Raw genomic sequence first — 26,688 nt, forward strand, 5'->3', positions numbered from 1 at the left:
CGGCACAGCTGTCGGCTCCGATCGCAGGGGCCAAGGGAGAGCACATGTTCGAGAGATTCACCGACCGGGCCCGTCGTGTTGTCGTCCTCGCTCAAGAAGAAGCGAAGATGCTCAACCACAACTACATCGGGACCGAGCACATCCTCCTCGGCCTGATCCACGAGGGCGAGGGTGTCGCTGCCAAGGCGCTCGAGTCGCTCGGCATCTCGCTCGATGCCGTCCGTGAGCAGGTCCAGGACATCATCGGCCAGGGCCAGCAGCAGCCGACCGGGCACATCCCGTTCACGCCGCGCGCCAAGAAGGTGCTCGAGCTGTCCCTGCGCGAGGCGCTGCAGCTCGGCCACAACTACATCGGCACGGAGCACATCCTGCTCGGCCTGATCCGCGAGGGCGAGGGTGTCGCAGCCCAGGTCCTCGTGAAGCTCGGCGCCGACCTGAACCGGGTGCGCCAGCAGGTCATCCAGCTCCTGTCCGGCTACCAGGGCAAGGAAGCGGTCGCCGTCGGCGGCGAGCAGCAGCAGAACGCGCAGCAGGGTTCGCAGGTCCTCGACCAGTTCGGTCGGAACCTCACCCAGGCCGCGCGCGACGGCAAGCTCGACCCCGTCATCGGGCGCGAGAAGGAGATGGAGCGGGTCATGCAGATCCTCTCCCGCCGCTCCAAGAACAACCCCGTCCTGATCGGTGAGCCCGGCGTCGGCAAGACCGCCGTCGTCGAGGGCCTCGCCCAGGCGATCGTCAAGGGCGACGTGCCCGAGACGCTGAAGGACAAGCAGCTCTACTCGCTCGACCTCGGCTCGCTCATCGCCGGGTCCCGTTACCGCGGTGACTTCGAGGAGCGCCTGAAGAAGGTCACGAAGGAGATCCGCACCCGCGGCGACATCATCGTCTTCATCGACGAGATCCACACGCTCGTCGGTGCCGGTGCAGCCGAGGGCGCGATCGACGCGGCGTCGATCCTCAAGCCGCTCCTCGCTCGTGGCGAGCTCCAGACCATCGGTGCCACCACGCTCGACGAGTACCGCAAGCACTTCGAGAAGGACGCAGCACTCGAGCGTCGCTTCCAGTCCGTGCAGGTCAACGAGCCGTCGCTGCCCCACACCATCAACATCCTCAAGGGCCTCCGCGACAAGTACGAGGCGTTCCACAAGGTGTCCATCACCGACGGGGCGATCGTCTCCGCGGCGAACCTGGCGGACCGCTACGTGCAGGACCGCTTCCTGCCCGACAAGGCCATCGACCTGATCGACGAGGCCGGCGCCCGCCTGCGCCTGTCGATCCTGTCGGCGCCGCCGGAGCTCCGCGAGTTCGACGAGAAGATCTCGACGGTGCGCGGGTCGAAGGAAGCCGCCATCGAGGAGCAGGACTTCGAGAAGGCCGCGTCGCTCCGTGACGAGGAGAAGAAGCTCCTCGGCGAGCGTCTCCGCCTCGAGAAGCAGTGGCGTGCCGGTGACGTCGCCGCATCCGGCACCGTCGACGAGGGCATCATCGCCGAGGTCCTGGCGCAGGCCACGGGCATCCCGGTGTTCAAGCTCACGGAAGAGGAGACCTCGCGTCTCGTCTTCATGGAGAAGGCCCTGCACCAGCGCGTCATCGGTCAGGAAGAGGCCATCTCGGCCCTGTCCAAGACCATCCGGCGCACGCGCGCCGGCCTCAAGGACCCGAACCGCCCCTCGGGCTCGTTCATCTTCGCCGGCCCCACGGGCGTCGGCAAGACCGAGCTCGCCAAGGCGCTCGCAGAGTTCCTGTTCGACGACGAGGGCGCACTGATCTCCCTCGACATGTCAGAGTTCGGCGAGAAGCACACCGTCTCGCGCCTGTTCGGTGCCCCTCCCGGGTTCGTCGGGTTCGAGGAGGGCGGCCAGCTCACCGAGAAGGTGCGCCGCAAGCCGTTCTCCGTTGTCCTCTTCGACGAGATCGAGAAGGCCCACCCGGACATCTTCAACTCGCTGCTGCAGGTCCTCGAAGAGGGCCGTCTGACCGATGGTCAGGGCCGCGTGGTCGACTTCAAGAACACCGTCATCATCATGACCACGAACCTCGGTTCGCAGGGTATCGCCGGTGGCCCGGTGGGCTTCCAGGTCGAGGGTGACTCGGGCGTCGGCTACGACCGCATGCGCTCGAAGGTGAACGAGGAGCTGAAGAAGCACTTCAAGCCGGAGTTCCTGAACCGCGTCGACGACACGATCGTGTTCCCGCAGCTGTCGCAGCCCGAGCTGCTGCAGATCGTGGACCTGTTCGTGAAGCGCCTGTCGGACCGCATGCTGGACCGCGACATGACCGTCGAGCTGACGGTCCCCGCCAAGGAGCAGCTCATCAAGGTCGGGTTCGACCCCGCCCTCGGTGCTCGCCCCCTGCGTCGCGCCATGCAGCACGAGGTCGAGGACCAGCTGTCCGAGCACATCCTGCAGGGTGAGCTCACCGCTGGTGACCACGTGAAGGTCGACTTCCGCGAGGGCAAGTTCGAGTTCGAGACCGGGCGTCAGCCGGGCCGCGAAGAGGTCCTCGCCGGTGCGGCGGCCGTCGAGGCCGGCACCGACGCGCCCCAGGGCGAGATCGAGTCCTAGGAGTCACACCAGACAGACGGGAGGCCCGGTGCCAGCTGGCACCGGGCCTCCCGTCTGTCTGCGCTCACGTCATGCGACGCGAGCCGGCCTGATCAGGCCTGGACGTCGCCGCGCCAGCCGTCGGCCGTGGGGGCCGCTTCGACGCGCTCCTTGTAGTTCTGCAGGTCCTTCTTGACGGCGTGGCCACCGACACCGACCGCGGAGCCGAGCTTCTCGAGGATGCCCGAGGGCTGCCAGTCGATCTGCACGGTGACACGGGTCTCGGCGTCACCGAGCTTGTGGAACGTGACGACGCCGGCGTGGTCGGTCTCGCCGTCCTTCACGGTCCAGGCGACACGCTCGTCCGGGTGCTGCTCGGTGATGAGCGCGCGGAACTGACGCTCCTGGCCCGCGACCTTGACGGTCCAGTCGGTGGTGGTGTCGTCGACCTGGACGATCTTCTCCACCTCGTCGAGGAAGGTGGGGAACTCCTCGAAGCGAGTCCACTGGTCGTAGGCGGCGCGAACGGGGACGTTGACGTCGACGGTCTCGATGATCTGGGGCATTGGAACTCCTTGAGCTTCTTGTCTCGTCGTCTTGCCCTGCCGAACGTAGGCCGATGCCCTGGACGCGGGCCTCGACGCTGTCCCCCGGGCGCACCCACGGGCTGGTCGGAGCGGCCTCGTTGCTGTCCGCCCGGCCTGCCGCCCCGCCGTAGGGTGGTGTGGATGACTCACCACGGGAAGCACGCGTTCGACGAGCGAGACGACCACGGCATCCTGGTGCGGCCCGCGCTCGCGTCGGACGTGCCGCACATCCAGCGGCTCATCGCCCCCTACGTGGACCGCCGGATCCTGCTCGGCAAGGAGAACGTCGCCCTGTACGGCTCGATCCAGCAGTTCCGGATCGCCGAGGGCCCCGACGGGACGCCCATCGGGTGCGGCGCTCTCGCCGTGTTCTGGGACGACATCGCCGAAGTCCGGACGCTCGCCCTCGACGGGGACTGGATCCACAAGCGCGTGGGGCACCGGATGCTCGAGGCGCTCGAGCACGACGCCCGCGAGCTCGGTGTCGCACGCATCTTCTGCCTGACGTTCGAGGTCGAGTTCTTCGCGAAGCATGGGTACCTCGAGATCGGGGAGCAGGTCGTCGACCCCGATGTGTACGCCGAGCTCGTGCGGTCGTCGGACGAGGGCGTCGCGGAGTTCCTCGACCTGGCCCGGGTGAAGCCGAACACGCTCGGCAACACCCGCATGCTGAAGATCCTCTGACGGGTTCCCCCGGTGCGCGGCGGGGTTCCGCCGTGGGGTGCGTGCGGTTGTCTAGCCTGTGCGCATGTCGTCGCTCCGTCACCCCGTCGGCCCCGAGAAGCCGGTCGTCTACTGGCGCCGTCGTCTGGCGGTCATCGCTGCGATCGTGATCGTGGTGGTCGTCATCGTGCTCATCGTCGTGGGGCGCGGGACCGGGGCTCCGGCGGCTGGTCCGTCGGCGTCTGCCTCGTCGTCCGCGGACGCGGGCGCTTCGCCGGACGCGGGTTCTGGGTCTGGTGCTTCCGGGTCCGGTACGGCTGGGGCTGGCGCTGCCGAGACCCCTGCGCCGTCCGCCAGCGCCGCTGCTGACGGTGCCGCGTGCGCCGACGACCAGATCACGCTGACGCCGGTCCTCGACAAGAGCACCTACGGGCCGACCGAGGACCCGAAGATCGCGATGTCGATCGAGAACACCGGCTCGAACGCGTGCAGCATGGACCTCGGTTCAGCCCAGCAGGTCCTGACGATCAGCTCCGGGCAGGAACAGTACTGGTCGTCGAAGGACTGCCAGACCGGCGGGACGAACCAGGACGTCACGATCACGGCCGGGCAGACGCTGACCACGCCAGCCATCGCGTGGGACCGCACCCGGTCGTCGAAGGACACCTGCGACGCCGCACGCCCGGCCGTGACCGCGGGTGGCGCCAGCTACCACCTGGACGTCGCGGTGGGGGAGCTGCAGGCGAAGGCGTCGAAGCAGTTCATCCTCAACTGAGGGACGGGCGCAGGGCGCGGGGGCCGGGCTACCCGAACGCCGGTGTCTGGACGCGGCACCGCACCGGCTTGCCCGCGAGTCCGTGCTCCTCCGCGATGACCTTCTGGCCGTCGAGCAGGATGCGGCAGGTGGCGCTCCGGCCCGCCGGGGGCGTCGCGCGGACAGCGGCCGGGTCCTTCGCGAGGACGATGGACTCGTGGGTCCAGGTGGCCGTACCGCCGTTGCCAGCGCCGGGGCGGGTGGCGGCCTTCGCGATCGTGCGCATGGTCGCTGCGTCGCCGCGCTGCTCGGCACCGAGGTAGCGGACGTCGTTCAGGGTGCTGGCGTCCGGGGCGTCAACGCTGACTTCGTAGGTGACCGCCCAGGCGTCGCCGACCTGCTGGTGGAGCTGCGCGCAGCCCGTCACTGTGAGGGTGACCGCGGCGAGGGCGGCGACTGCTGCAAGAGTTTTGTGCATGAAAACACAATCGCGGCCGGCCGATCGAACTTCGTCATGACGAAGTATCGATCGAGTCCGACCGCGGTCGTGTTCGAGGTCAGCCGACCGGATGACGGTCAGCGTTCCTCAGGGGTTCAGCCGATGACGGTGATGTTCTCCGCCTGCGGGCCCTTGCGGCCCTCGGTGATCTCGAACTCCACCTTCTGGTTCTCCTCGAGGCCGCGGTAGCCGCTGCCCGAGATCGCCGAGAAGTGCGCGAAGACGTCGGCGCTCTGGTCGTCCGGGGCGATGAACCCGAAGCCCTTTTCGTTGTTAAACCACTTGACGGTTCCAGTTGCCATGATGGCGTTTCCTTAACTGTTCTTGCTTTCCATCGCGGTATGACACGCAGACGGAGCCTCGTCGTATGTCGACGAGGGTGATGCGCCACGCGGGCAGGTGCCGGCGGGACGGGTTCGGGGTCAGACCCGGAGGCCAGTGACCCGTGAGTCCGGTTGAGGGGCATTGCACCTCGTCCAGACGTTGGGCGCCGCCGAAGCGGTTCCACCAACCTAGCGCGTCTGGAGCGCCAGGACCAGACGAAGTCGCCGGGATCGAACAAAATCTGGTGAACTTGGTGGTGATGGCAGACAAGGAACAGCGCTTCCGGAGCGAACAGCTCGAGGAGGCCCTCGCACAGCAGGACGTCGCCGCGGTCGCGTTCGCGCTGCGGAACGACATCGTGATCGTCCCCAGGCTCGTCACCGGCAAGAAGGACATGCAGGTACGTGTCTTCGGACGGGAAGGCTCCGAGAAGCGCATCCTGCTGCTGTTCTCGTCGGCCGACGCCTACACCGCGATGGTCCCGGACGAGAAGGTCCGGCAGGTCATGGTCTACGACGCCGAGCGGCTCGAGGCGTTCCTCGCCGCACACCTCGACTCGCTCGAGGGCGTCTTCTTCGACATCGCCGGCCCGAACACGATGCAGTCGGACCCCGCCGACCTGCTGGCCGCATTGCGAGCCTGACGGTCGTGCTCGCCTGGTCGCACCGGCGGACACCGAAGACGCAGGATCGCTAGCGTCGCTTCATGGAGTCCATCTGACCGGGGATCATCGCGTTCGTCGTCGGCGCGTTCCTCGCGGTCGCTGCGCTGGTCCCGTTCGCCGCGTACGAGTACCGGCGGCACGGTCGCCTCGGGTTCCGTCGCAGCGTGCTGGCCTTCGCCACGCTGGTCTACGCCCTCGCACTCGTGACCTACACGCTCCTGCCGCTGCCCGAGAGTGCTGCTGTTGCCTGTCGTGTGTCGGGTCCGCCGCAGTTGCAGGCCTTCGCCTTCCTCGGAGACATCCAGCGCGAAGGCGGCGTCTCGGGACCCCGCTCCCTGCTCACGAACCCTGCCGCGGTGCAGGTGGCCTTCAACGTCCTGCTCTTCATCCCCCTCGGGGCGCTCGTGCGGCACGCGGTCCTGCGGCACCGGGTGGGCAGCGGACTCCTCGTCGGAGCCGCCGCCGGCGTCGTCGTTTCACTGGTCATCGAGCTCACGCAGCTGACCGGTGACTGGTTCCTCTACCCGTGCTCGTACCGGCTGTTCGACGTCGACGACCTGATCGCGAACACCGCCGGCGCCGCGCTGGGCACGTTCGCCGCACCACTCCTCGCATTGATCGTCGGCTCGGACCGCCGCTCGGATGCCGATGCCCCGCGTCGGGTCACCGCCCTGCGGCGGTTCTTCGGGATGCTGGCCGACGTCCTCGCCATCAGCTTCACGACCGGGGTGCTGACCGTGGGGACCGCACTCGCGCTGACGGTCCTCGGCGTGGACGACCGCTCCAGGCTGACTGTGGTCCTGCTCGCTGCGGTCGCGTTCGTGGCACCCGCTGTGCAGCTCGTCATCGTGCTCGCCTCCGGACGGACCCTCGGGGAGCACGTCACCCGGGTCCGTCCGCTGCCCTTGCCGAACGTCGGACAGCGGTTCGTGCGCTGGGGGCTCGGTTCCGGCGGGTGGGCGGCGCTGTCGGGGAGTTCGCTGCCGTTCTCGGACGTCCTGGCGTTCCTGCTCGCCGTGGCAGCCGTCGTCGGCGTGTGGGCGACGCGGGACCGCCGCGGCTTCGCCTCGGCCGTTGCGCGGCTCGGCATCGTGGACGACCGCCAGCCGCCCGGTGTTGCTGCTGACGGCCTGGAGGCTCGGCACGACTGACGGGGCTCGTCACCGATGCGGGTGGTCGGTCCGCAGGGCTCCTGTGGTTCAGAAGGCGGCGTCGAGCTCGCGTTCGCGCACGGACTTCGTCATCGAGAACGCGACGCGGAGTGCTTCGCGCAGGTGTTCGGCGTCCGCGCCGAGGACGGTCGTGAAGCCCAGACGTCGGGCTTCGCTGGCACGCTGCTTCGCTCCGGTGGCCTGACGGATCTCGCCGGCGAGGCTGATCTCGCCGATGGCCGCGAGGGTGTGCGGGTAGGGGCGGTCCCGCGCGGCACTGGCGAGCGCGAGCACGATGGCCAGGTCGGCGCCGGGCTCGGTGATCTTGATGCCGCCGACGGTGGAGACGTACACGTCGGCGTCCGAGAGCTTGATCCCCGCGCGGCGTTCGAGGACCGCGAGCAGCATCGCCACGCGCGACGAGTCCACTCCGTTCACGACCCGGCGGGGCTGCGGCGCCGAACTGGGGACGACAAGGGCCTGGATCTCGACGGGGAGCGCACGACGGCCCTCCATCGCGACCGTGATGCACGTGCCCGACACGGGAGCGCCGTTGCGGGACATGAACAGGCCGCTCGGGTCGGGGACCTCGTGGATGCCGTCGCCAGCCATGTCGAAGCAGCCGACCTCGTCCGTGGGGCCGAAGCGGTTCTTCAGGGCCCGGACGAAGCGGAGGGCGGTCTGGCGGTCGCCCTCGAAGTGGCAGACGACGTCGACGAGGTGCTCGAGCAGGCGGGGGCCCGCGATGCTGCCGTCCTTGGTGACGTGGCCGACGATGAGCACCGGCAGGTTCCGCTGCTTGGCTTCGCGGATCAGCGTCGAGGCGACTTCACGGACCTGCGAGGTGCCACCCGCGATGCCGTCGATCGAGGCCGACGAGATCGTCTGCACCGAGTCCGCGATGAGCAGGTCGGGTTGTACCTGGTCGATCTGCCCGAGGATGACGCCGAGGTCGACCTCGCTCGCCAGGTAGAGGTCGTCGTGCATCGCCCCGGTGCGCTCGGCGCGGAGCCGGACCTGGTCGACCGATTCCTCAGCGCTGACGTAGAGGACGCGCTTGCCCATCGCCGCCGCACGCGAGGCGACCTCGAGCAGGAGCGTCGACTTGCCCACGCCCGGCTCGCCGCTCAGCAGGACGGCCGCGCCGGGGACGATCCCGCCGCCGAGCACGCGGTCGAACTCGCCGATGCCGGTCTGCCACCGGGGGACCGACCCGACGCGGGCCTGGGTGATCGGCTGTGCGATACGAGTGCCGGTGACCGCGATGGCGTTCGTGCCGCGGGCGCTGGCGGTGGTGGCGGAGGTGTCCTCCACCGTTCCCCACGACTGGCACTCACCGCAGCGACCGACCCACTTGATCGTGGTCCACCCGCACTCGGAGCAGCGGAACGTGGACTGGGGGCGGGCCATGCGACGAGGTTAGGCCCGGCCGCCGACATCACCCGACTGCTCCGACGGGGCGTCGGGGGCGTCGGCGTCAGTCTGTTCGGAAGCGCTGCCGGCCGGTTCGTCGGGCTCCTGCTGCGTGGGGACCGACCCCGTCATCCGCTGCCGGAGGCGCTCGACAGGGCCGGCCTGGCGGGTGTGGTCGAGGTCGTCAGCGCCATCGGTGTCCTGCTCCGCGCGGGCGTTCGCCACGGCGCCGGCTTCGCGCCCGAGCTCCTCGGCTTCACGTGCGGAGAGGTAGTGCCGGATCGCGGCGACGGTGTCCACTCGGGCGTCGATCGCCGGCTCGAAGGCGCTGGCCCAGACCTCGTACCCGCGGTCGTTCGGGTGGAACAGGTCGCCGTAGGTGTTGAAGAACGTGCGACGGATCCCGACGCGCTTGGTGATCGCGTGCAGCGGTGCGACGGTCAGGCCGAGTTCGTCGGCGACGCGGTGGATGATCTCGTTCGCGACGGCGACCTTGCGCTCGCGGTCCGGCGAGAACATGCACGGCAGCTCGGCCACCACCGCGTGGGACGGGACGGCGCCGTAGATCGCCCGGATGTTGCGCTCGAACTTGTCCGGGTGGAAGTCGGCGATGTCGTTCGCGCCGATCGACACCGTGCAGACGTCCGGGGTGAAGTGCTGCAGCTTCGGGAGCTGGTCCCGCTTCGCACCCCACGTCGTGGCCCCGGACACGCTGAGGTTGACGACCCGGACCGTCATGCGTGAGCGGTGTCGGACCCGTCGAGCGAGCAGGCCGACGTACCCGCGGGACGGGACCGTCGCACCGACGCCCTGCGCCGCGGAGTCGCCGATCGCCAGGTACGTGATCTGCCCCTCGTGGTGGAGTCGTTCGCGCCACCAGTCCGCGTGGATGGGCAGCATCTCGACCACCCGTTGCGAGGCCGCCTTCTGACCCTTGACCCCGGCCCGGGCGCCCATGGCGGCGCCACCGGCGACCACGAGGCCGCCGCCGACGGAGGAGATCAGTGCGATGAGGGTGCGCGTCTTCATGTCCAGGACGCTACGCCCGCGGGACTCGTCGGATCAGCGGGGACGCTGGGTCTGTGGAGAGCCCGTGCAGCCAGCCACCTGTGGAGGGTGAGCCGACCTGCGGTGTCGCCGGGGGCCTCCGGGATCGTGTAAACTCTCTCCCGGTACCGTGTCCGAGCGGCCGAAGGATCATGTCTCGAAAACATGTGTGGGGGCAACTCCACCGTGGGTTCAAATCCCACCGGTACCGCCATGGGGTTGATTGCAAGTCTGGTCTTCAGCGTTTGCAAGTCTGACCCAACAGAAGGGCCCCCGGTGAAAGCCGGGGGCTTTTCTCGTCTTCGGGGCTGTTTCTGCGCTGGCTCTGGCGCTGGTCGCGCGGCCGGAACTCGCACTGCGCGGATCTGCGCCGCTCGCGGTCGGTTTTCGGGCGCGCGAAAGCACTCCGGACGTTCGGTTGACGCCTGCAGTCGCCGGTGCGGCTGCACCGCAACGCGTGCGTCCTGGCGCGCGCCGGTTGCTCGACTCGTTCGAGAGCGCGCCGGCGTTCATTCTCGGACGCGGGACCGCGATCCTCGCGATGAATGACCTCGCGAAGCAGCTCCTGTTCGACATCAGCACTCGGCCGGTCCGGGAACGGAACCTCGTCGCCTGGACGTTCCTCGATCCCGACGCCCGGAACCGGTACGTCGACTGGGACACGGTCTCCGCCGACAACGCCGCCATCCTGCGGCGCGACGGCGCCGGACGATCCCGAGATGACTGCGATCGTCGGGATGCTCTCCGTCAAGAGCGCCGAGTTCCGGCAGGCGTGGAGCACGCACCACGTGTTCGAATGCACCTACGGTCGGAAGTCGTTCAACCATCCCCTTACCGGCCGCCTGGACCTCGACCACGAAGCACTTGCCGTTCCCGGTAGCCCGGGACAGACACTGCACGTTTACACCGCCGCGCCCGGCTCCAAGGCCGCCGACGCGCTGCAGGCGATCAAGGCATGGGCAGCACCCACCGCCGACGTGACGACGCTGACCACGGCAGCGCCGTCATAAGAGCGTCTCCGCACGTCCGGCACTCGGGCCGTCACCCGTGCCCGCTGTCGCATCCGCCAGAACGGTTCTATGCTTGGCCATAGTGTGCTGTAGCACGCAATGGTGTGTGGAGGGTGTGGATGGATGAGTTGGAGCGGCTCGGGCTGCTGACGAAGGCGGTGTCTCGGGAGTCTGATCGTCGCCTCACCGAGGTGCTGAAGCCGTTGGGCATCACACCCAGCCAGGCGGAGGTGCTGCAGCTGCTCGCGCTGCACGGGCCGATGTCGCTTGGCGAACTCGGTGGCCTCGTACTCGCTGAGGGCGGTCATCCGAGCCGCCTGGTGGATCGGATGGTCACCGCGGGCATGGTGGAGCGGCGAGAGAGCGCAGAGGATCGCCGCCGGGTCGAGCTGACCTGCACGGCGAGCGGACAGCAGCTCGCTCGTGATGCCGCAGACGCGAAAGGGCAGTTCCGGGTGTGGCTTCGCCAGCAGCTGCAGGACTCAGATCTGAGCCCGGCGATGGAGGTGCTGGCCGATGTTCTCCGCGGTACCGCGATCGAGAGCACCGTCGCGGCACGCACCAAACGGAGCCTCGTCAACACGCGGGTCAGCTCATGAACGCCGACATGAAACCGGCACCCTGCGGCACGCTCCGCCAGCGCTCAGCGACTGCAGCACAACGACGAGAAGGGATCGCATCATGACCGTGGCAGTACTTGGAGCGACCGGACAGCTCGGGCAGGACGTCCTGACCAACCTCACTGCGCGCGGCGTGCCGCCGGAAGAGGTTGTCGCGATCGGCCGGAACCAGACGAAACTCGCCGGCCTCGCCGGGTTCGGGTATCGGACTGCTCGAGCCGACATGGCTGACCCCTCTTCCGTGGAGCGGGCACTCGGTGGCGTGAGCGATCTTCTGCTCGTATCCGGACTCGCAGCGGACCGTGTGCGCCAGCACCGCGACACGATCCTCGCCGCGCGGCGGGCGGGCGTCAGACGAGTGGTGTACACCAGCGTCCTCAATGCGGATGCACCAGAGCTGCGGATCGCGGACGATCACCGCGAGACCGAAACGTATCTGCGGTCCGCCGGGGTCGACTTCACGATCCTCCGCAACGCCTGGTATCTCGAGAACCACCGGCCCGACTTCGATGCCGCGCGTGCGAGCGGCAGGATCGTGGCGAATCTGGATGCCGCACCTCTCGCTTCGGCGACACGCGCCGATCTCGCTGAAGCTGCCGCCGTTGTCCTCCTCGACGCGGCCACCCACGGTGGGCGGACGTACGAACTCTCCGGCGACTATGCGTGGACTTACGACGACTTCGCCGCGATCGCTGCCGCGGAACTCGGTCGTGATGTCTCCTACGTCGCCGTGACCGACGAGGAGTACGCCGAGCGGCTCATCTCCTTCGGGATGGATGCGCGCACCGCCGGCTTCCTGACCTCGATGAACGCTGATCTCCGCACCGGTGGTATGGGGATCACGACGACGGATCTGTCTGCCCTGATCGGCAGGCCCGCCACGACTCTCAGCCAAGCAGTTCACGGCTGGGCTGCGGCGGGCCGCCGCAGCGAGTAGCGGCAGCCGCTGCGACGGTCCGGCGAACAGCGAGGCGCCCCTTCCGGCGTGATGGCAGACAGGTGGTGATGTGAAAGTGGCAGCGACTGGCCCTACCATGAGCGGTCATCGGGCAACCCGTCGAAGGCCCGGAGTGGGCACACGGAGCAGCGTCCGAGAGCCCTCATCAACCCGTCCGCGTCCCTGCCGCGGACGACGATCCTGCAGTGGAACCGCAACGAGCGGCTGCAACGACGCGTCGAGGAACTCGCCCTGAGTGTTGGTGAGGACCGACACCGGACGATCATGCGGGCGATTGCGATCGGCGTCAGCGCCCTCGAGCGCGAAACGGCCACTCGACGCAACCGGCCGCACTGACGCCCAGGGGCGGTCGTTCGAACGGGCGACCGCTACCCGCCGGCGGTGCCCCGGGATCAGTCGCCCCCGAGGCCGCCCGACGATCACACCGCCGGGGAAGCCTCAACGCTGTTGCCGCTCACCCGTGTGAAGAAGTCTGCCGCTGCATGGGGGGCTCCGTCGCCGAGAGTGAGGTCGTTGACGAACACCGAGCGCAGAGCTGCGTCCTCGCTCCTCGGGAACATGACGCTCTCCCAGCCCGCGACGGCCTCCTCGAAACCGACGGCATCCCGCTGTGCGAGCGCCAGTCCGAGTTCCGCACCGTCGAGCATCGCCAGATTTGCGCCTTCACCAGCGGGCGCCATCAGATGTGCGGCGTCGCCGATCAGGGTGACACCGCGGAAGTGGTCCCACTGATATGGGGTGGGGAGGGTGTAGATCGGCCGGGCGACCAGCGTCGTGTCGCTTTCCGTGATGAGATCCAGGAGGGCTGGGGCCCATCCGGTGAACTCAGCGGCTACCCGCGCCGCTGCCGCCGCACGGTCACCGAAGTCGATGCTGAAGAACCACTCTGCGGACTTCGTCAGCTGCACGTATCCGTGCAGGATGTGGCCGGCCTCGCGGTGGGCGTGGATGCCCTTGCCGGGTGCGAGCGCCATCATGCCCCTGGCCCCACGAGCTCAGCAGCTCGGGGATGACGCACATCGACGTCGTGCAGGTAGCTTTCGATGAACGTCGTGCCGGAGTACGTGGGTGTGGCGTCGTGCACGAGCGGTCGGACTTTCGACCACGCCCCGTCCGCTCCGACGATCAGGTCGGAGACCACTTCAGCGCCGCCGGCGAGCTGCAGCTTCCACCGAGAACCGGCCGTCTTGGTGATCCCAGTGACCTTCGCCCCCCACCGGACCATGTCGTCGGGAAGCGAGTGGAGCAGCATCGTGCGGAGATCACCGCGGAGCACTTCGGGTCGCACGCCACGGCTGCCCTGCTCGAACAGCACGTGTCCGGAGCTGTCGAGTACGCGGGTCGAGTCGGCCCCGTCGTTGACGAGGCGACGGAACTCGGTCGAGAGGCCCGCGAGGGCGATTGCGAGTTGGCCGGATTCCTCGTGGATGTCGAGCTGTCCGCCTTGCGTTCGCGCAGTCGGGGTCGGGTCCGATTCCAGGACGATTGCGGGGATGTCGTGGATGTGCAGGACGCGTGCGAGGGTGAGGCCGGCCAGGCCCGCGCCGACGATCACGATGGGGGAGCTCATTCTGTGCCTTCTTCGTTCCGGGGTGTTCGGCGCCGTACCCGACCTACCGCTTCGCGGTAGGTCTTCGTGGTCAGGAGTGATGCTCCCTTGGACCGCTTACGCAGCCCTCACGTCGTGCTGACATGGCCGAGACGTTCGCTGTCAGGCGTGCAGGACGTCAGCGCTGTATTCGTATACCCGTCGTCGACGTGTCCCTCGCGTGGTGACGCTGAGGGGGTGAATACGACGGCGACGACGAGGCCGCCTCCCGGACGGGGCCTGAGGCGCAGCGATGCGCCGTGTGCGGTACTGACCTTCTGCACGAGTGCGAGGCCGAGCCCGAACCCGCTGCCGTCGCTGTGGGTGCGGGCCAGACGTCGGAACGGCTCGGTCAGGGTCAGCGCTTCCTCGGCTGTGATCATCCGGCCGTCGTTCTCCACCGTCAACACGACGGAAGGGTTCATGGTGACGCTGATGGTGATGCAGCCGCCGCGGATGTTGTGCACGATGGCATTGCGGATGAGGTTCGTGACGAGTTGCCGGATGAGGACTGGTTCTCCGGAGACGACCGCGTCGTCGAGGTGCACGGTGACGTGCAGCCGTCGAGCGAGCAGGTCGGCGTCGGCGGCACGAAGCGCTGAAGCGACCTCGTCACGGAGCGCGACCGGTCGGTCGGAGAACTCGGAGTTGCCGCGCGCGAGTTCGAGGAGCGCTCCGGTGATCTGGGTCATCTGATCGACCGTCGCGTGCAGCCGGCTCATCGTCTGCGCGGTGTCCGGGTCGTGGTCTGCTCGCATGGCTACCTGCAGCATCGTTTTCATCGCAGCGAGCGGCGTGCGGAGCTCGTGTGAGGCGTTCGCCGTGAAGCGCGACCGGCTGACGAACGATGCCTCGAGCCGGTCGAGCATCGCGTTGATGGTGTCGGCGACCTCACGGATCTCGTCGTCGGGACCGTCGACGACGACGCGGGCGTCGAGGTTCCGATCATCGAGCGTCCCCGTGGTCTCCGCGATCTCCCGGAGCGGTCTGAGCAGACGACCGGCGACGATCCAGCTGATCGCCCCGCCCGCACCGCCGATGACGACGAGCGCGGGGAGCGAGACGATCAGGAACAGCCGGAGGACGTCACCTCGGTCGTGGATCGTGTACAGGTCATGGGTCGTGCCGTACGGGAACGGGCCCGCTGTGAACGCGTATCCGGGCACGATCGCGAGCACCGCGAACACCGTCGCGAGCATGACCGCGCCGGTGAGCAGGATGAGTGCCGTGTAGGTCAGCGTCAGACGGAGTCGAATCGTCAGCCGTTGTGGGTGCGGTGCCGTCACTGGGTTCTCTCCCCGATGCCTGGTTCGATCGCGTAGCCGACGCCAGAAATGGTGCGGATGACGTCCGGTTCACCGAGGCGTCTCCGCAGGCTCGAGATCGTGACGCGGATGGCGTTGGTGAACGGGTTCGCGTTCTCGTCCCACGCTTTCTCGAGGAGGTGCTCGGCGCTCACGGCGGCGCCTTCTGCGCGGAGCAGCACCTCCAGGACCGCGAACTCCTTCCGGGACAGCCTGAGGTATCGGTCGCCGCGGTAGGCCTCGCGTCGGAACGGATCCAGGCGAACGCCAGCGCGTTCCAGAATCGGGGGGAGAGGACGTCGGCTGCGTCGGTTGAGGGCGCGGAGTCGAGCGACGAGTTCTTCGAACTCGAACGGTTTGCCGAGGTAGTCGTCGGCGCCGAGGCGGAGCCCATCGACGCGGTCCGCCAGCGCCGTCGCGGCCGTCAGCATCAGCACGCTCGGCCCGGTGTTCGTGGCGACGATTCGTGCGCAGACGTCGTCTCCGTGCATGCCGGGCAGATCACGGTCCAGGACGACGACGTCGTACTCGTTCTCCGCGATCCGTTCCAGCGCCGTGATGCCGTCACCGACGACGTCAGCGGAGATCGCTTCGAGGCGTAGGCCCGTCTGGATCGCGTCGGCGAGGAACGGTTCGTCTTCGACTACGAGTACGCGCACGGGTCTCCTTCTGCCGGGTGCGGTGAGGGCGCCGCGGCACGCACATCAGACCACACGGGGTGTAACGCAGGCGTAAGGAAAACCACGAACGACGACGCGACGCTCCACCTCGTGGGATGAGGGCATGCCTTCCACCATGCAAGCGACGACGCAGCCGTTCGACAGGCCGTCGACGCTGCCATCGCTGACCGGGCTGCGATGGATCGCCGCCTTCACCGTGTTCGCGTACCACGTCCGCAACCTCGGCCTCGTCGACGGTCGGTCGCAGACGCTCCTCACCGCAACGATGGGCGCAGGAGCCACCGGGGTGTCGCTGTTCTTCATCCTGTCCGGCTTCATCCTCGGTTGGGGTCACCAGAGCGGAACACGTGCGACGACGTTCTGGTGGCGACGGCTCGCGCGCATCTACCCGTTGCATTTCATCGCGGTCATCGCTGCCGTCTTGCTCGCACGCCTGCTGGTACCGAGTATCGCGACGGCTTCCCCAAAAGCGCTCCTCGCCAACTTCTTCCTCATCAGCGACTGGCACGGCCCCTGGTGGCAGACAGGCAACCCGGTTTCCTGGTCCTTGGTGTGCGAAGCGTTCTTCTACCTCGCCTTCCCGCTCGTGATCTCCATCGCGACCAGGACGAGCACCGCCGGACTGTGGATCGCAGCTGCAGTGTCGGTGCTGCTCAGCTTTGGGATGCCGATCCTCCTGAGCAGCCTTCCCGGGGGGCTCTCGTCGGCGAGCTGGCCGCCAGCGCGACTGCCTGAGTTCATCATCGGCGTGCTGGTCGCATGCTTGCTGCGTCGAGGAGCATGGCGTGGACCAGGCGTCCTCATGTCCGCTCTCCTAGCTGCCGCCGGCTTCGCCGCGGCCGACCGTTACACATCGTCGCCGTTCGCGCTCGTCGGGTTCACCGTGGTCGGCTTCACGCTCCTCATCGCCGCCCTCGCCCGAGCCGACGTCACGGGCCGAGCGACAGTCCTCGCATCGCCGCCGCTCATCGCCCTCGGGGAACGGTCCTTCGCCTTCTACCTCGTTCACCTGTTGGTCATCGACGCCATCGCAGCGCTCGTCCCGCCTGATCCGGCTCGGCCCGCGGTCATCGGGTTCGCGCTGGCGGTACTCGCACTCAACGCGGCCCTCGCGATCGCCTCGATCCTGCATCCGACCGTCGAGAAACCAGCGCGGCGATGGCTGGTCGCGCTCCCCGCACGCCTCAGCACACCATCGAGGCGGATCAGCATGACCGACCGGCCTGCGCCCGCATTTGACCGGGCTCGGACGGACGAGGTCACCCCGCCCGCGCCGTGACCCGAGCCGCCGACGCCGCCGCCCTTCGTGCTTCGATCCTGGCGGTGGCGCGTCATTGTGCGGTGCCGCCACGGAGCGCTCCAGCGGCACCTCACAATCACCCCCTGCAGCACCGGGCAGCCGGCAGGGGCGGTCACATGTTCAGTGACAGGACGGTGAGCGTCGCAACCGACAACGCGAAGAGCACGATGGCAGCCTGGATCGCGCCGCGCCGGGCGCGAAGGTGAACCGTGATCGCGCCGGCGAAGTACAGCGCGCAGCACGCTGCCGTGACCACACCGAGGACGGGGATGAACAGCCCCACGAAAAGACCAGCGGCCGCTGCGACCTGCAGCCCACCGAGCACGGGAACAAGTGACCGCTGCACTCCGACGTCCTGCATCATGCCGACAGCCTGAGCGGTCCGAGCAAGCTTCGTCACACCGGAGCCGAGCATGACGAGGCCGAGGAGAATGCTCAGGATGACGCTGATGATCCCCATGATCAGGGACGCCATTCAGTGAGGCGGAGCTCCGGGAACGCCGCGAGCAGCGCGGCCGGATCGCCGGGGGTGACCGGGTTCGCAAGGAGGTCGTCGATCGCCGGCGGGAGATCGCTCCGCCGGGTCGTCGGAGTCGGGCCGCCGTGGGCGATGTCGACCCATTCCTGCATCGTGTGTTCTTGCGGGCCGACAAGATCGAAGACCCCGCTCGGCGCGCCCGGCTGCGTGGCCAGCAGGATCGCCGTGACGACATCGTCGATGTGAATCGGACGGAACACCTGCGCGCCGTCCCCGGCGATCGGGACCGGACCGCCGTCGCTGCCGCCGCGGACCATGAAGTCGAACGGCTGCGGGTTGTTCCGGCCGCCGACGATCGCGCTGATGCGGAACACCGTGGCATTCATCGGCGCGAGGATCTCCTCGGCCATACCCTTGGCGCGCTCGTACCAGTTCTCGGCGAAGGAGTCGGCGCCGAGCTGGGAGAGGTACACGATCCGCGTGCCTTCCTTCACCGATTCAGCGACGAGCCGGGTCGTCTCGACCGTGCCGGCAAGGTAGTCCTCCCATGTCGGAGCGCCGAAGTTGCCGGCGAGGTGCGCGACCGCGTCGGCCTCACCCAGGGCAGCCCTGGCAGCCGGGGACGTCGTCCAGTCCGCGATCACCTCATGAGCGTCGACGTCACCAGCTTTGCGAACGAGCGCAACGGCGTCGCCGTTCACGCTGGCGAGGATCTGCTGGCCAGTCCGGCTGTTGGCTCCCGTGATCGCAAGCCGACGTGCACTCGTGTGTTGTGTCATCATGTGCTACAGCATATAACCGGGGGAAGGGTTCTCCCGAGAGTCCAGCAAACGATCAGCAATCAGCTTCGGGGACTCCCCGTGTCTGGCTCCCGGGACGGGCGTGATCCTCGATCGGCTTAGGCCGCTTCTGTGGACCACCTCCGCGCGAGCGAGGGGTAAGTGCGAGCGGGCGCCGAGAACGCGCGACCCGCCAGGAAGCGCATATAGCCTTCCCCTGAGCGGGAGTTCACCGCCGCTCGGTTGCGTACCGGCGCGCCACAGCCTCGGATGGCCGCATGCGCGACGCGCGGACACGCAACAGAATCGTGTCTCAGCCCAGGTCACGGTTCGGCACGAACCGCATCGGATCATCACCAGCAACCCCTGGAGCAACAGTGAGCACAATCGGAAACCCATCTGCCGAGTCATCGAACTCCAGCCTTGCGCTCACGGTGTTCGGCGCGAACGGCGGCACGGGAGCAGCCGCGGTGCAGCAAGCACTTACCGCCGGTCACCGAGTCACAGCCGTCACCCGCCACCCGGAACAGTTCTCCCAACGCCACGAACGGCTGACCGTGCTCAAGGGAGATGCGACCGTGGAAGCAGATGTCCTCGGAGCAGTCGCCGGAGCAGACGCGGTTCTCTCCGCGCTGGGCGTGCCCTACAGCCGCAACCCGATCAGCCTCTACTCCAAGAGCGCGCGCGCCATCGTGATGGCGATGGAGCACACCGGCATCCGACGACTCATCGTCGTCACATCCTCGGCAGTGGACCCCGACGGGTTCCCCGCAACCTCGCTCATGAAGCAGCTGGTGGGCAAGTACCTCATCGGCCCCGTGATCCACCGCCTCGGCCGGACCATGTACGAAGACATGGTCCGGATGGAAGAGATCATCCGCTCCACCTCACTCGACTGGACGATCCTCCGCCCACCAGCACTGTTCAACAAGGACGCCGTCGGCGCCGTCGAGACCTCTCTGCGACCGATGACTGCGCAGTTCGTGGCGCGGCAGGACCTCGGCGCGATCATGGTCGATGAGACCACAAGAGACGACCACCACCGCGAGACCGTGTATGTCCGCTCGGTCGACGGGCGCCCCAGCATCATCCGCACGATATGGGACGACGCCATCCGAAAGAAATGACCATCGAGGCGACTCGATCGCATCCCGGCGCCGCGACGGCAACCGTGCGCGGGACGGCCCTGCCCTAGGGCGGCATGTCACGGCGTACAGCTGCCTCTTCCTGTCCGGATCAGATGGGAGTAGACGTTGCCGATCAGCGTCCGGGCTACCGGTCGACAACGTCAACCCGTCATGTTGCGCCGCCCTACGGCTGGGTGACGACGACCTTCCCACTGCCACCCCCATGACGCCCCTCCGCGGAGAGTGCATCGAGCTGCTGCCGCCGCGAACCGATCGGTAGGAGGGCTCTCGGTGTCAGCACAAACCGTCGCGGTCGGGGGCGCTTGCGCGATCGATGGAGGAGTCACGCCGAGGGACCCGGCCACGAAGGCCCTATCTGCCACTGGCGGCCGGTGCTCGAGGTATCGAACCGGGCGATACCGCGTTCCTCACTGCCCCGTGCCTGAAGGAAGCCTCAAGGGGGCGAACCGCGGCAAGCCGACCTGCGCGAGCGCCTCTCCCTCAGAGCCCCTTGCTTCGAAGCCAGGACTGGATCACGTCTACATGTTCGGCCTTGCGTTCCACGGGAAGCCAGTGGCCGGCGGGCAGCCTGCTCACGGTGAGGTCTGCGCACGCGGCATGCATCGGGTCGCCTTGACGATTGCCGGTAGTGCTGCAGATCACGTCCCATTCCCCATCGACGAAGAGCACCGGCTGAGACAGCCGGCCGCAATACGGGGCGCTGCGGGCGTACGCGATGTTGGCGGCGTCGTTCATGTACCAGGCTGAGGGACCACGGAAGCCGTGCCGGGTGAATGTTTCCACGAGTGTGTGGAAATCGGCGGGTGGCCAGAGGTTCGGGTCGGCGGGTTCGGCCGGCGCGCGGTGCGCGGAGCCAAAACGGCCCCCGTTGCGTGTGACGAGTGCGGTCGCTGACACTGTGCCAACGGCTTCGGGATTACCGGGCTGGTAGATGGACGCCAGTGATGCTGCCACGTCAGCGTCGAGGTCGGCGACGGCGGCATCGAAGTGGGTGTTGTAGTAGCGGTAGTAGTCCCATTGACCGTCCGGGAACTCCTCAATGGGGTAGATCCCACGATCGACGAGCCTGACAAGGGTGGGCAGAGCATTCATGTCGGGGAAGTACGCCAGCGAGGTGAGCACGATGCCCCGGCTACGCTCCGGATGGTGCGCGCTCAGGGAACTGGCGATGACGCTTCCCCAGTCGTGGCCGACCCAGATCGCAGGCTCTCCGCCGAGGTGATCGTGCAACTCCGTGATGTCTTCCACGACGTTCTCGACGGTGTACTCACTCATCTCCTCAGGCACGGAGGACTTGCCGAAACCACGGAGGTCTGGGGCGACGCAATGCCATCCGTCGGCAGCAAACGCCTCCATCTGGGCACGCCACATCAGTCCGATACTTGGCCAGCCGTGCAGGAACACCATGAGCTGTCCCTCTTCGGGTCCGGCCTCGAGGTAGTGCGTCGTGTGGCGGGCGCTTCTGAACGTTTTGGACGTGAGAGGTGCGTTCATGGTCAGTTCTCCAATGTGAGGATGGGAGGATTGCGTCGTCGGGGGAGGCCGCGAGGTTCAGTCCGCGCTGGCGTGTCGCTGGGGTACTGCGCTGGCCTTCTGCCGACGTGCCCGGGCGATCCCGGCAGCTGTGGCGGCAACGATCAGCAGGATCTCCATCACCCCGTAGGCGATGGCGGTGCGTTGCAGGCCGATCCGCTCGACGGCGAGGCCCGCTGCGAGGGCCGGGATGCTGAAGGCGACGTAGCTGACGACGTACATCGTCGCGAACGTTTGCCCCCGCTCATCCGCCGGGGCGACGTCGCCGAGCGCGTTGACCGCGTACCGGAACGCAGCTCCGAAACCGAAGCCGGCGATCATCGATCCGGCGACGTACAGCGGCAATGACGACATCGAGGTCGCCACGATCGTGACCAGGACGCCGATCCCGAGGGTCCCGTACCCCACCAACTCGCTGCGCTTCTCCGGAATCGCAGCCGACACGGCAGTGCCGATGATTCCGAGGCTGAAGAACACGCCGAGGATGATGCCGACGACGAGATGGCTGTGCACGCCGAGGACCTTGCCGATCACGGACGATCCGAGCGACAGGTAGAGACCGGCGAGTGCCCAGGTCGCGCCGACGGATGGAATGAGTGCAAAGAAGATCGGTCGCACACCTGCCGGTAGCCCGACGCTCGGCACGAGAGACCGCCAAAGCGGATTCCGGGGTGAGGACGCAGCACGAGGGCGTTCAGGGACGAACGCGACGAGAATCGCCAGAAGCACGTACACGCCCGCGAGGATCAGGAAGACCAGTTGGCGCGGGAACGGGGCGTACTCCACGAGCGCACCGGCGAGAACGGCCCCGATCGCGATTCCCAGCGGCGGGACGGCGCTGCTGATCATCGACCCGGCCCTCGAGTTCGGTGCCGTGTCCATGATCATCGCCGTGATGGTGCCTGTGGCGGCTCCGACGGCGAAGCCTTGCACGACCCGTGCCGTTATGAGGCCGCCGGTACCGCTGGCGGTCGCGAACAGCAGCATCCCCGCGGTGAGGAGCACGAGAGCACCAATCGCAACAGGCCGGCGCCCGACGCGATCGGAGAGGGACCCGACGGTGAGGAGGGCGACAAGCAGCGCGATGACGTAGACAGCGAAGATGAGCGTGAGGGTGAATGACGAGAAGCCCCACAGCTGCTGGTACAGGGGGTACAGCGGCGAGGGGGCGGACGCAGCCGTCAGGTTCGCAGCGCCAGCCGCTCCGTCGATAACGAAGGACACGGAACGGTTGAATACGGAAGCTCCCCAGTAAAGCAATGAAGTTGGCTTTAAGGACAGCGTACCGCTCGGCTTCCTAAAAGCAAACACTTTTGCGACAATGGCTACATGAGTAGCGCAGGAGTCTCCCGCCGCCCCGGGGGTCGCAGCAGTCGAGTCCAGACCGCGATCTTCACGGCGGTCGGCGAGCTCATGGGTGAAGGGGTCGAGAAAGTAACCTTCCCGGTCATCGCGGAGCGAGCCGGCGTCAACCCGACGACGCTCTACCGGCGGTGGGGCGACGTCAACGCGCTCCTTGAGGATGTCGCCGTCGCCGTCCTCACGCGGCAAGGGGACGCAGCACCCGACACTGGTTCGCTTGAATCCGATTTGCTGCAGTGGAGCACGGTCATCGCCGAGGACATCACCCGACCGGAGCGCGCTCGATACTTGCGGGCGATGGTTGCGGCGCGGGTCGAAATCGTCTCGCACTGTGCGATCACCGACACGCGGCGTGAGCAGGCCGCGGAGATGGTTCGCCGTGCCGCGGAGCGTGGTGAACCCGTGCCATCAGTCCAGCAGGTTCTCGATCACGTTGTGGCACCGTTGTACTACCGTGTCGTTTTCGCGCTCGCGGTCGATGCGCAAGATGCTCAAGGATTCGTCCGCGACGTGATGGCCATGGCTCGCTGAGTTGAGATCCTGCTCCGCATTGACCTGGCCACTGCTTGGCTCCGGCCGGAAGAACGAAACGAACGCACTGCCTTGGCGGCAGTGTTCGGCCTCGCCGTCGTCATCCCGCTCCTGTCCTCGCGTTCTTTCCGGCCGCTACGTAGTTCGGCGCTGTCAGGGTGCTGACGTGTTCCGGCTGAAGCCCACCGGCAGGAGGGCATGACAACTCCGTGTCGGGGTGCGACGCGCCCATCGCTACTACGCGTTGCTGGGAGGCGGAAGGAGGGCGGCCAGGCGGCCACCCTCCCTCCAGTTACTGGTTACTGGTTACTGGTTGGTGTTGTTGTTCGTGTTGGTGCTGCGGTTGCGGCGGCGCTGGGTGATCAGGAGCGCTGCGCCGAGGAGGAGGAGGATCGCAGCTCCGCTGGCCCAGGGAAGCACGTCGGTGCCGGTGTAGGCGAGCGGCCCGTTGTCGCCTGTCGCGCTGTCCGTGCCCGCTCCGGCTGCGGAGACGATGCGGAGGTCGTCCCATCCGTAGAGCGTGCCGTCAGCATTTTGGACGACGATGCGGTGTGCGCCGAGTGTCGCGTTCGGCGGGATCTGCACGGTGGTGCTGCCATCGGCGTTGACCGTCGGCGAGGCCAGGAGTACCGGGGTGGAGTGCAGCCAGATCGACACCTTGGTGCCCGCGGCCTGCTTCCCGAGGTGCACCGCGATGGTCTCACCGCGCTGCGCCGTCGCGGGGACGGCCACGTCACCGCGGTTGGCGTCGGTGAGCTCCGAGTCCGGCACCGGCGCTGCAGTCGGCTTTGCCGTGGGAGTCGCGGTCGGCTCACCGGTCGGTTCACTGGTCGGCTCCGGGGTGGGAGTCGGGGTCGGGGTGCCGGTGGTGGGCGGGTCCGTCGGCTCGGTCACGTCGGCGTAGGCCAGACCGAACCCGTACTTGAACAGTGGGTTGGCTGAGTCGTTCGGGACGTCGGAGTACTGCGCCTTGACCGCGTCCATGGACGAGGGCAGCTCGAACGGGAGCTTGCCGGCGGGCTCGGTCTTGCCGGTCACGGCTGCGATGAGGGCCTGGTCGGAGACGCCGTAGTTCGCCAGCACCGCGTCGCTGTTCGCGACGACGTTGCCGAGGATCAGCGGTCGGGACAGCTGCGGCAGCGCAATGGTGGTCGCACCGGCGTCGTGCGCAGCCTTCAGCGCGACGAACGCGGGCTCGGTGCCCGTGAAGTTGAGGTCGGTGAGGTCTGATCCGCCGGCCGGGTCACTGAGCCGCACGAGCGCGATGTCTGCCTTGGTCGGGTCGGTGACGACGGACAGGCCAGTGTCGGCGACGGCGGCGGGCTGGATGCCGTTGAGGTACACCTTCTTACCGGCCGTGTTCGTCAGCGGCAGCGCGTTGTCTTCGTTGGTCAGCAGCGTGAGGGAGCGCTCCTGCGCTTCGATGCCGACCGCGCGGTGAGCGGCGCTGCCGACGGTCGCCTTCGCAGCGGCGGCGTCGACGTACGGGTTCTCGAACAGGCCGAGTTGGAACTTCTGCTCGAGCACACGCTCGGCAGCCTCGTTGACGCGCTGCTCGGAGAGGAGCCCCTGGTCGACGGCCTGAACGATGTACTGCGGCTGGTTGGTGCCACCGATGATGTCGACGCCGGCGTTGATCGCGGACGCGTACCGCTCGGGGAGCGACAAGCCCTCAACACCCCACGGCATGCCGTAGTTGCTGCCGTTGTAGCGGAACGACTCCGGGGGTCGCTTCGACTGGCACTCCTGCGGGCAGTCGTTGACGATGCCCCAGTCAGACGTGATGACACCGTCGAAGCCGTACTTGCCGCGGAGGAGGTCCTGCAGCAGGTACTCGTTGTGGCCGGCGCCGACCTGCTCGATCGTCTTGCCGTTGATCTGCAGGTCCTTGAGGATCGAGTACGTCGGCATGACGCCGGATGCGTTCGCGTCGAAGGCGCCCTCGAACGGGATCAGGTGCTCGTCGAAGTTGTTGCCGGGGAAGGTCGCGTAACGGCCGTAGTAGTAGTGGCTGTCGTAGCCGTTCTCCTGGGCGCCGTAGCCGACCCAGTGCTTCACGACCGTGGCGACGCCGTCCTTCGTGAGGCCGGTGTCGCTGCCCTGCATGCCCTCGATGTAGGCGCGTACCTGGCCCTTGACGGTGGTGCCGACGGAGCCGAAGGTGCCGTTCTGGCGGGACCAGCGGGGCTCGGTGCTGATGTCGGCCTGCGGGGAGAGCGCTTCGGTGAATCCGACGGCGCGGTACTCCTGGGCGATGATCTCGCCCATCTGCTTCGTGAGCTGCTCGTCGCCGACGGCACCCATGCCGATGGCGTCCGGGAACGGGGTGAAGTCGCCGTTGCTGACGCTCTGACCGTCGGTGACGCTGAAGCCGCTGCGCGGGTCGGTGCTGATCTTGACGGGGATACCGAAGGGCTGCGCTTCGGCGGTCTCCTGCAGCGCGTTGTTCTGCGTCGCGAGGGAGTCCGCGCCGCCGGCGAGGCGCGAGATGTAGGTCGTGATGTGGCTGTTCTGCACCATCGTTGTGTACGAGGGCATGTCGTATGCCGTCTTCGCGGCGTTGTTGTTGAGGTCGGCGTGCACCAGGGTTCCGGCACGCTGGCTCAGGTCGAGGCGGGACACCAGGTCCGCCGCGCGTTCCTTATCGGTCAGACGCCAGTCTTCGTACGGCGTGAGCTGTCCGTTGCGGTCCAGGTCGCGAAACTGCAGTCCATCGACCGTGATGATCGGCGCGGACTTCGCGCCGAGAACGGGCTGATCTGCTGCGATCGCGGGCGAGATGTTGACCGAAGCGATACCGACGGTCGCGAGGACCGCGGCTCCGGCGGCGATCCCGAGGACCCGTCGGCCGGTCGGCAGCGCCGGAGAGAGTGCTCTCATGCTTACTCCTTCGTAAGAGCTGCGATTCCGCTGTGGAAGCGCGCAGGAGCAAGCATGTGAACGGTCACACGCTTTGTCAAGTCGACTTTAAAAACTTGTCGAGGGTTGGCCTGCCGGGTTACACGGTGTCAAGCCGGGCACGGATGAGCTCGATCATCACGCTGAAGTCCGAGCGCATCCTGGCTGCGCGTGCAGCGTCGACCTCGGTCAGGGTCGCCTGTAGTTGCAGCCCGTCCATTGCTGCGATGAGGAGCCTGGCCAGCGGCGCGAGGGCGACGTTGTCGTGCGGCTGGTGCGAGACGCCAAGTAGGCCGGTTGTGATCCGTCTCTCAAGGTCCTGGTACCGGGTCTCTTGGACGCCGTGCAGCGGGTGGTCGAGTGCGACGGCTTCACCGAGCAGGAGCGAGGACAGCCGCATCCAGTCGGCTTCGTTGGCGTTCTGCGCGACGACACGGTCGAGGCGGTCGAGGTAGTCGCCGTCCCCCTCGGGGGTTTCGGCGAGGACGGCGGTCCGTTCACGGTGCTCGGCGAGCACCGCGTCGAGAACCGCGTCCTTGGTGGAGAAGTGGTACAGCAGGCCAGCATGCGTGACATCGGCGCGCGCGGCGATCTGCGCCATGGTCGCGCCGCGATATCCGACCTCAGAGAATAAGGCCCGTGCGGCGTCGATGATCGATGCGCGCCGTAGTACGCCTCGCACGTTTGGCGTTGTTGTCTCCGTCATGGCTGTCCCTCATCGCACCTGTCGTGGCTCGACTCTATGAGGCAATCGATGCCGGACGGTGACGAGCGCTGCGACTCCGCCTGACCAGCGGCCGAAGCGGTGCTCCGCTGCCGCTGCTTACGGGCCTGACTCTCGTGGACGGGGACGA

General features: G+C 67.6%; 25 protein-coding genes, 1 tRNA gene and 1 pseudogene. 12 read left to right on the forward strand and 15 right to left on the reverse strand.

The window, feature by feature from the left end; genetic code table 11:
• Positions 1-44: 44 nt before the first annotated feature.
• Positions 45-2,564 carry an ATP-dependent Clp protease ATP-binding subunit gene (locus OVA28_RS04710; RefSeq protein WP_194659694.1) on the forward strand — a complete coding sequence of 840 codons (2,520 nt, stop codon included), beginning with the start codon at positions 45-47 and terminating at the stop codon, positions 2,562-2,564.
• Positions 2,565-2,656: 92 nt separating this feature from the next.
• Here OVA28_RS04710 and OVA28_RS04715 read toward each other — a convergent pair whose 3' ends face one another.
• Entirely contained in the window at positions 2,657-3,109 is a 453-nt protein-coding gene (locus OVA28_RS04715; RefSeq protein ID WP_268095939.1) for an SRPBCC family protein, read from the reverse strand.
• A 162-nt stretch (positions 3,110-3,271) separates the two neighbouring features.
• Between OVA28_RS04715 and OVA28_RS04720 the strand changes: the two genes are divergently transcribed.
• Both OVA28_RS04720 and OVA28_RS04725 read left to right on the forward strand, forming a co-directional pair.
• Positions 3,272-3,814: an amino-acid N-acetyltransferase gene (locus tag OVA28_RS04720; RefSeq protein WP_268095940.1), complete on the forward strand. Its 543-nt coding sequence runs from the start codon at positions 3,272-3,274 to the stop codon at positions 3,812-3,814.
• 64 nt (positions 3,815-3,878) lie between these two features.
• Positions 3,879-4,568: a hypothetical protein gene (locus OVA28_RS04725; RefSeq protein WP_268095941.1), complete on the forward strand. Its 690-nt coding sequence runs from the start codon at positions 3,879-3,881 to the stop codon at positions 4,566-4,568.
• A 28-nt stretch (positions 4,569-4,596) separates the two neighbouring features.
• Here OVA28_RS04725 and OVA28_RS04730 read toward each other — a convergent pair whose 3' ends face one another.
• Positions 4,597-5,025, reverse strand: a complete 429-nt coding sequence (locus tag OVA28_RS04730) for a hypothetical protein (RefSeq protein WP_268095942.1) — start codon at positions 5,023-5,025, stop codon at positions 4,597-4,599.
• A 116-nt stretch (positions 5,026-5,141) separates the two neighbouring features.
• Positions 5,142-5,348, reverse strand: coding sequence for a cold-shock protein (locus OVA28_RS04735; protein ID WP_071278847.1), 207 nt, complete (start codon positions 5,346-5,348; stop codon positions 5,142-5,144).
• A gap of 281 nt (positions 5,349-5,629) precedes the next feature.
• On the opposite strand from OVA28_RS04735, the gene OVA28_RS04740 reads away from it, so the two are divergent.
• Together OVA28_RS04740 and OVA28_RS04745 are read left to right on the forward strand one after the other, a co-directional pair.
• Positions 5,630-6,013 (forward strand): SseB family protein, encoded by a 384-nt coding sequence (locus OVA28_RS04740; protein ID WP_268095943.1) that lies wholly within the window; start codon positions 5,630-5,632, stop codon positions 6,011-6,013.
• Positions 6,014-6,198: 185 nt separating this feature from the next.
• A complete protein-coding gene (locus OVA28_RS04745) occupies positions 6,199-7,185 on the forward strand; it encodes a VanZ family protein (RefSeq protein ID WP_268095944.1) in 987 nt (328 codons plus the stop codon).
• Positions 7,186-7,233: 48 nt separating this feature from the next.
• Here the strand turns inward: OVA28_RS04745 and radA are convergent, their stop codons facing one another.
• A complete protein-coding gene (gene radA / locus OVA28_RS04750) occupies positions 7,234-8,595 on the reverse strand; it encodes a DNA repair protein RadA (protein WP_194659700.1) in 1,362 nt (453 codons plus the stop codon).
• Between the two features lie 9 nt (positions 8,596-8,604).
• Complete coding sequence (locus OVA28_RS04755; protein WP_268095945.1) at positions 8,605-9,627, reverse strand: SGNH/GDSL hydrolase family protein; 1,023 nt, start codon at positions 9,625-9,627, stop codon at positions 8,605-8,607.
• Positions 9,628-9,769: 142 nt separating this feature from the next.
• On the opposite strand from OVA28_RS04755, the gene OVA28_RS04760 reads away from it, so the two are divergent.
• From OVA28_RS04760 to OVA28_RS04775, 4 genes and pseudogenes are all read left to right on the forward strand, one after another.
• Positions 9,770-9,859 (forward strand) — tRNA-Ser (locus OVA28_RS04760).
• Positions 9,860-10,102: 243 nt separating this feature from the next.
• Positions 10,103-10,655, forward strand: a pseudogene (locus OVA28_RS04765) (MmyB family transcriptional regulator).
• A 119-nt stretch (positions 10,656-10,774) separates the two neighbouring features.
• Entirely contained in the window at positions 10,775-11,254 is a 480-nt protein-coding gene (locus OVA28_RS04770) for a MarR family winged helix-turn-helix transcriptional regulator (RefSeq protein ID WP_268095946.1), read from the forward strand.
• Between the two features lie 82 nt (positions 11,255-11,336).
• Positions 11,337-12,212, forward strand: a complete 876-nt coding sequence (locus tag OVA28_RS04775; protein ID WP_268095947.1) for an NAD(P)H-binding protein — start codon at positions 11,337-11,339, stop codon at positions 12,210-12,212.
• Positions 12,213-12,652: 440 nt separating this feature from the next.
• Here OVA28_RS04775 and OVA28_RS19095 read toward each other — a convergent pair whose 3' ends face one another.
• From OVA28_RS19095 to OVA28_RS04795, 4 genes are all read right to left on the reverse strand, one after another.
• On the reverse strand, positions 12,653-13,207 hold the full coding sequence (locus OVA28_RS19095) for an FAD-dependent oxidoreductase (RefSeq protein WP_326493735.1): 555 nt from the start codon (positions 13,205-13,207) through the stop codon (positions 12,653-12,655).
• A complete protein-coding gene (locus OVA28_RS04785) occupies positions 13,207-13,803 on the reverse strand; it encodes an FAD-dependent oxidoreductase (protein WP_268095948.1) in 597 nt (198 codons plus the stop codon). Before OVA28_RS04785 ends, OVA28_RS19095 begins: the two co-directional genes overlap by 1 nt.
• A 107-nt stretch (positions 13,804-13,910) precedes the next feature.
• Positions 13,911-15,107, reverse strand: a complete 1,197-nt coding sequence (locus OVA28_RS04790; RefSeq protein ID WP_268095949.1) for a sensor histidine kinase — start codon at positions 15,105-15,107, stop codon at positions 13,911-13,913.
• Complete coding sequence (locus OVA28_RS04795) at positions 15,104-15,784, reverse strand: response regulator transcription factor (RefSeq protein ID WP_268095950.1); 681 nt, start codon at positions 15,782-15,784, stop codon at positions 15,104-15,106. Before OVA28_RS04795 ends, OVA28_RS04790 begins: the two co-directional genes overlap by 4 nt.
• 124 nt (positions 15,785-15,908) lie before the next feature.
• On the opposite strand from OVA28_RS04795, the gene OVA28_RS04800 reads away from it, so the two are divergent.
• Positions 15,909-17,084 (forward strand): acyltransferase family protein, encoded by a 1,176-nt coding sequence (locus OVA28_RS04800; RefSeq protein WP_268095951.1) that lies wholly within the window; start codon positions 15,909-15,911, stop codon positions 17,082-17,084.
• A gap of 133 nt (positions 17,085-17,217) precedes the next feature.
• Here OVA28_RS04800 and OVA28_RS04805 read toward each other — a convergent pair whose 3' ends face one another.
• Together OVA28_RS04805 and OVA28_RS04810 are read right to left on the reverse strand one after the other, a co-directional pair.
• Positions 17,218-17,580, reverse strand: coding sequence for a DoxX family protein (locus OVA28_RS04805; protein ID WP_268095952.1), 363 nt, complete (start codon positions 17,578-17,580; stop codon positions 17,218-17,220).
• A complete protein-coding gene (locus tag OVA28_RS04810) occupies positions 17,568-18,365 on the reverse strand; it encodes an SDR family oxidoreductase (protein ID WP_326493736.1) in 798 nt (265 codons plus the stop codon). The genes OVA28_RS04805 and OVA28_RS04810 overlap by 13 nt, the downstream gene beginning before the upstream one ends.
• A gap of 374 nt (positions 18,366-18,739) precedes the next feature.
• Here OVA28_RS04810 and OVA28_RS04815 point away from each other — a divergent pair, with 374 nt between their 5' ends.
• Positions 18,740-19,489 carry an NAD(P)-dependent oxidoreductase gene (locus OVA28_RS04815; RefSeq protein WP_268095953.1) on the forward strand — a complete coding sequence of 250 codons (750 nt, stop codon included), beginning with the start codon at positions 18,740-18,742 and terminating at the stop codon, positions 19,487-19,489.
• A gap of 501 nt (positions 19,490-19,990) precedes the next feature.
• Here the strand turns inward: OVA28_RS04815 and OVA28_RS04820 are convergent.
• Together OVA28_RS04820 and OVA28_RS04825 are read right to left on the reverse strand one after the other, a co-directional pair.
• Positions 19,991-21,004 carry an alpha/beta fold hydrolase gene (locus OVA28_RS04820; protein ID WP_268095955.1) on the reverse strand — a complete coding sequence of 338 codons (1,014 nt, stop codon included), beginning with the start codon at positions 21,002-21,004 and terminating at the stop codon, positions 19,991-19,993.
• A 57-nt stretch (positions 21,005-21,061) separates the two neighbouring features.
• Positions 21,062-22,267, reverse strand: a complete 1,206-nt coding sequence (locus tag OVA28_RS04825; RefSeq protein WP_268095956.1) for an MFS transporter — start codon at positions 22,265-22,267, stop codon at positions 21,062-21,064.
• Between the two features lie 105 nt (positions 22,268-22,372).
• Here OVA28_RS04825 and OVA28_RS04830 point away from each other — a divergent pair, with 105 nt between their 5' ends.
• Positions 22,373-22,936 carry a TetR/AcrR family transcriptional regulator gene (locus OVA28_RS04830; RefSeq protein ID WP_268095957.1) on the forward strand — a complete coding sequence of 188 codons (564 nt, stop codon included), beginning with the start codon at positions 22,373-22,375 and terminating at the stop codon, positions 22,934-22,936.
• A gap of 306 nt (positions 22,937-23,242) precedes the next feature.
• Here the strand turns inward: OVA28_RS04830 and OVA28_RS04835 are convergent, their stop codons facing one another.
• Both OVA28_RS04835 and OVA28_RS04840 read right to left on the reverse strand, forming a co-directional pair.
• Positions 23,243-25,816, reverse strand: a complete 2,574-nt coding sequence (locus tag OVA28_RS04835; RefSeq protein WP_268095958.1) for a glycoside hydrolase family 3 protein — start codon at positions 25,814-25,816, stop codon at positions 23,243-23,245.
• 118 nt (positions 25,817-25,934) lie between these two features.
• The gene (locus OVA28_RS04840) at positions 25,935-26,540 is read right to left on the reverse strand and encodes a TetR/AcrR family transcriptional regulator (protein WP_268095959.1); all 606 of its coding nucleotides are present in this window, start codon (positions 26,538-26,540) and stop codon (positions 25,935-25,937) included.
• Positions 26,541-26,688: the final 148 nt, after the last annotated feature.

The sequence above is a fragment of the Curtobacterium sp. SL109 genome, assembly GCF_026672405.1.
Classification (GTDB): domain Bacteria; phylum Actinomycetota; class Actinomycetes; order Actinomycetales; family Microbacteriaceae; genus Curtobacterium.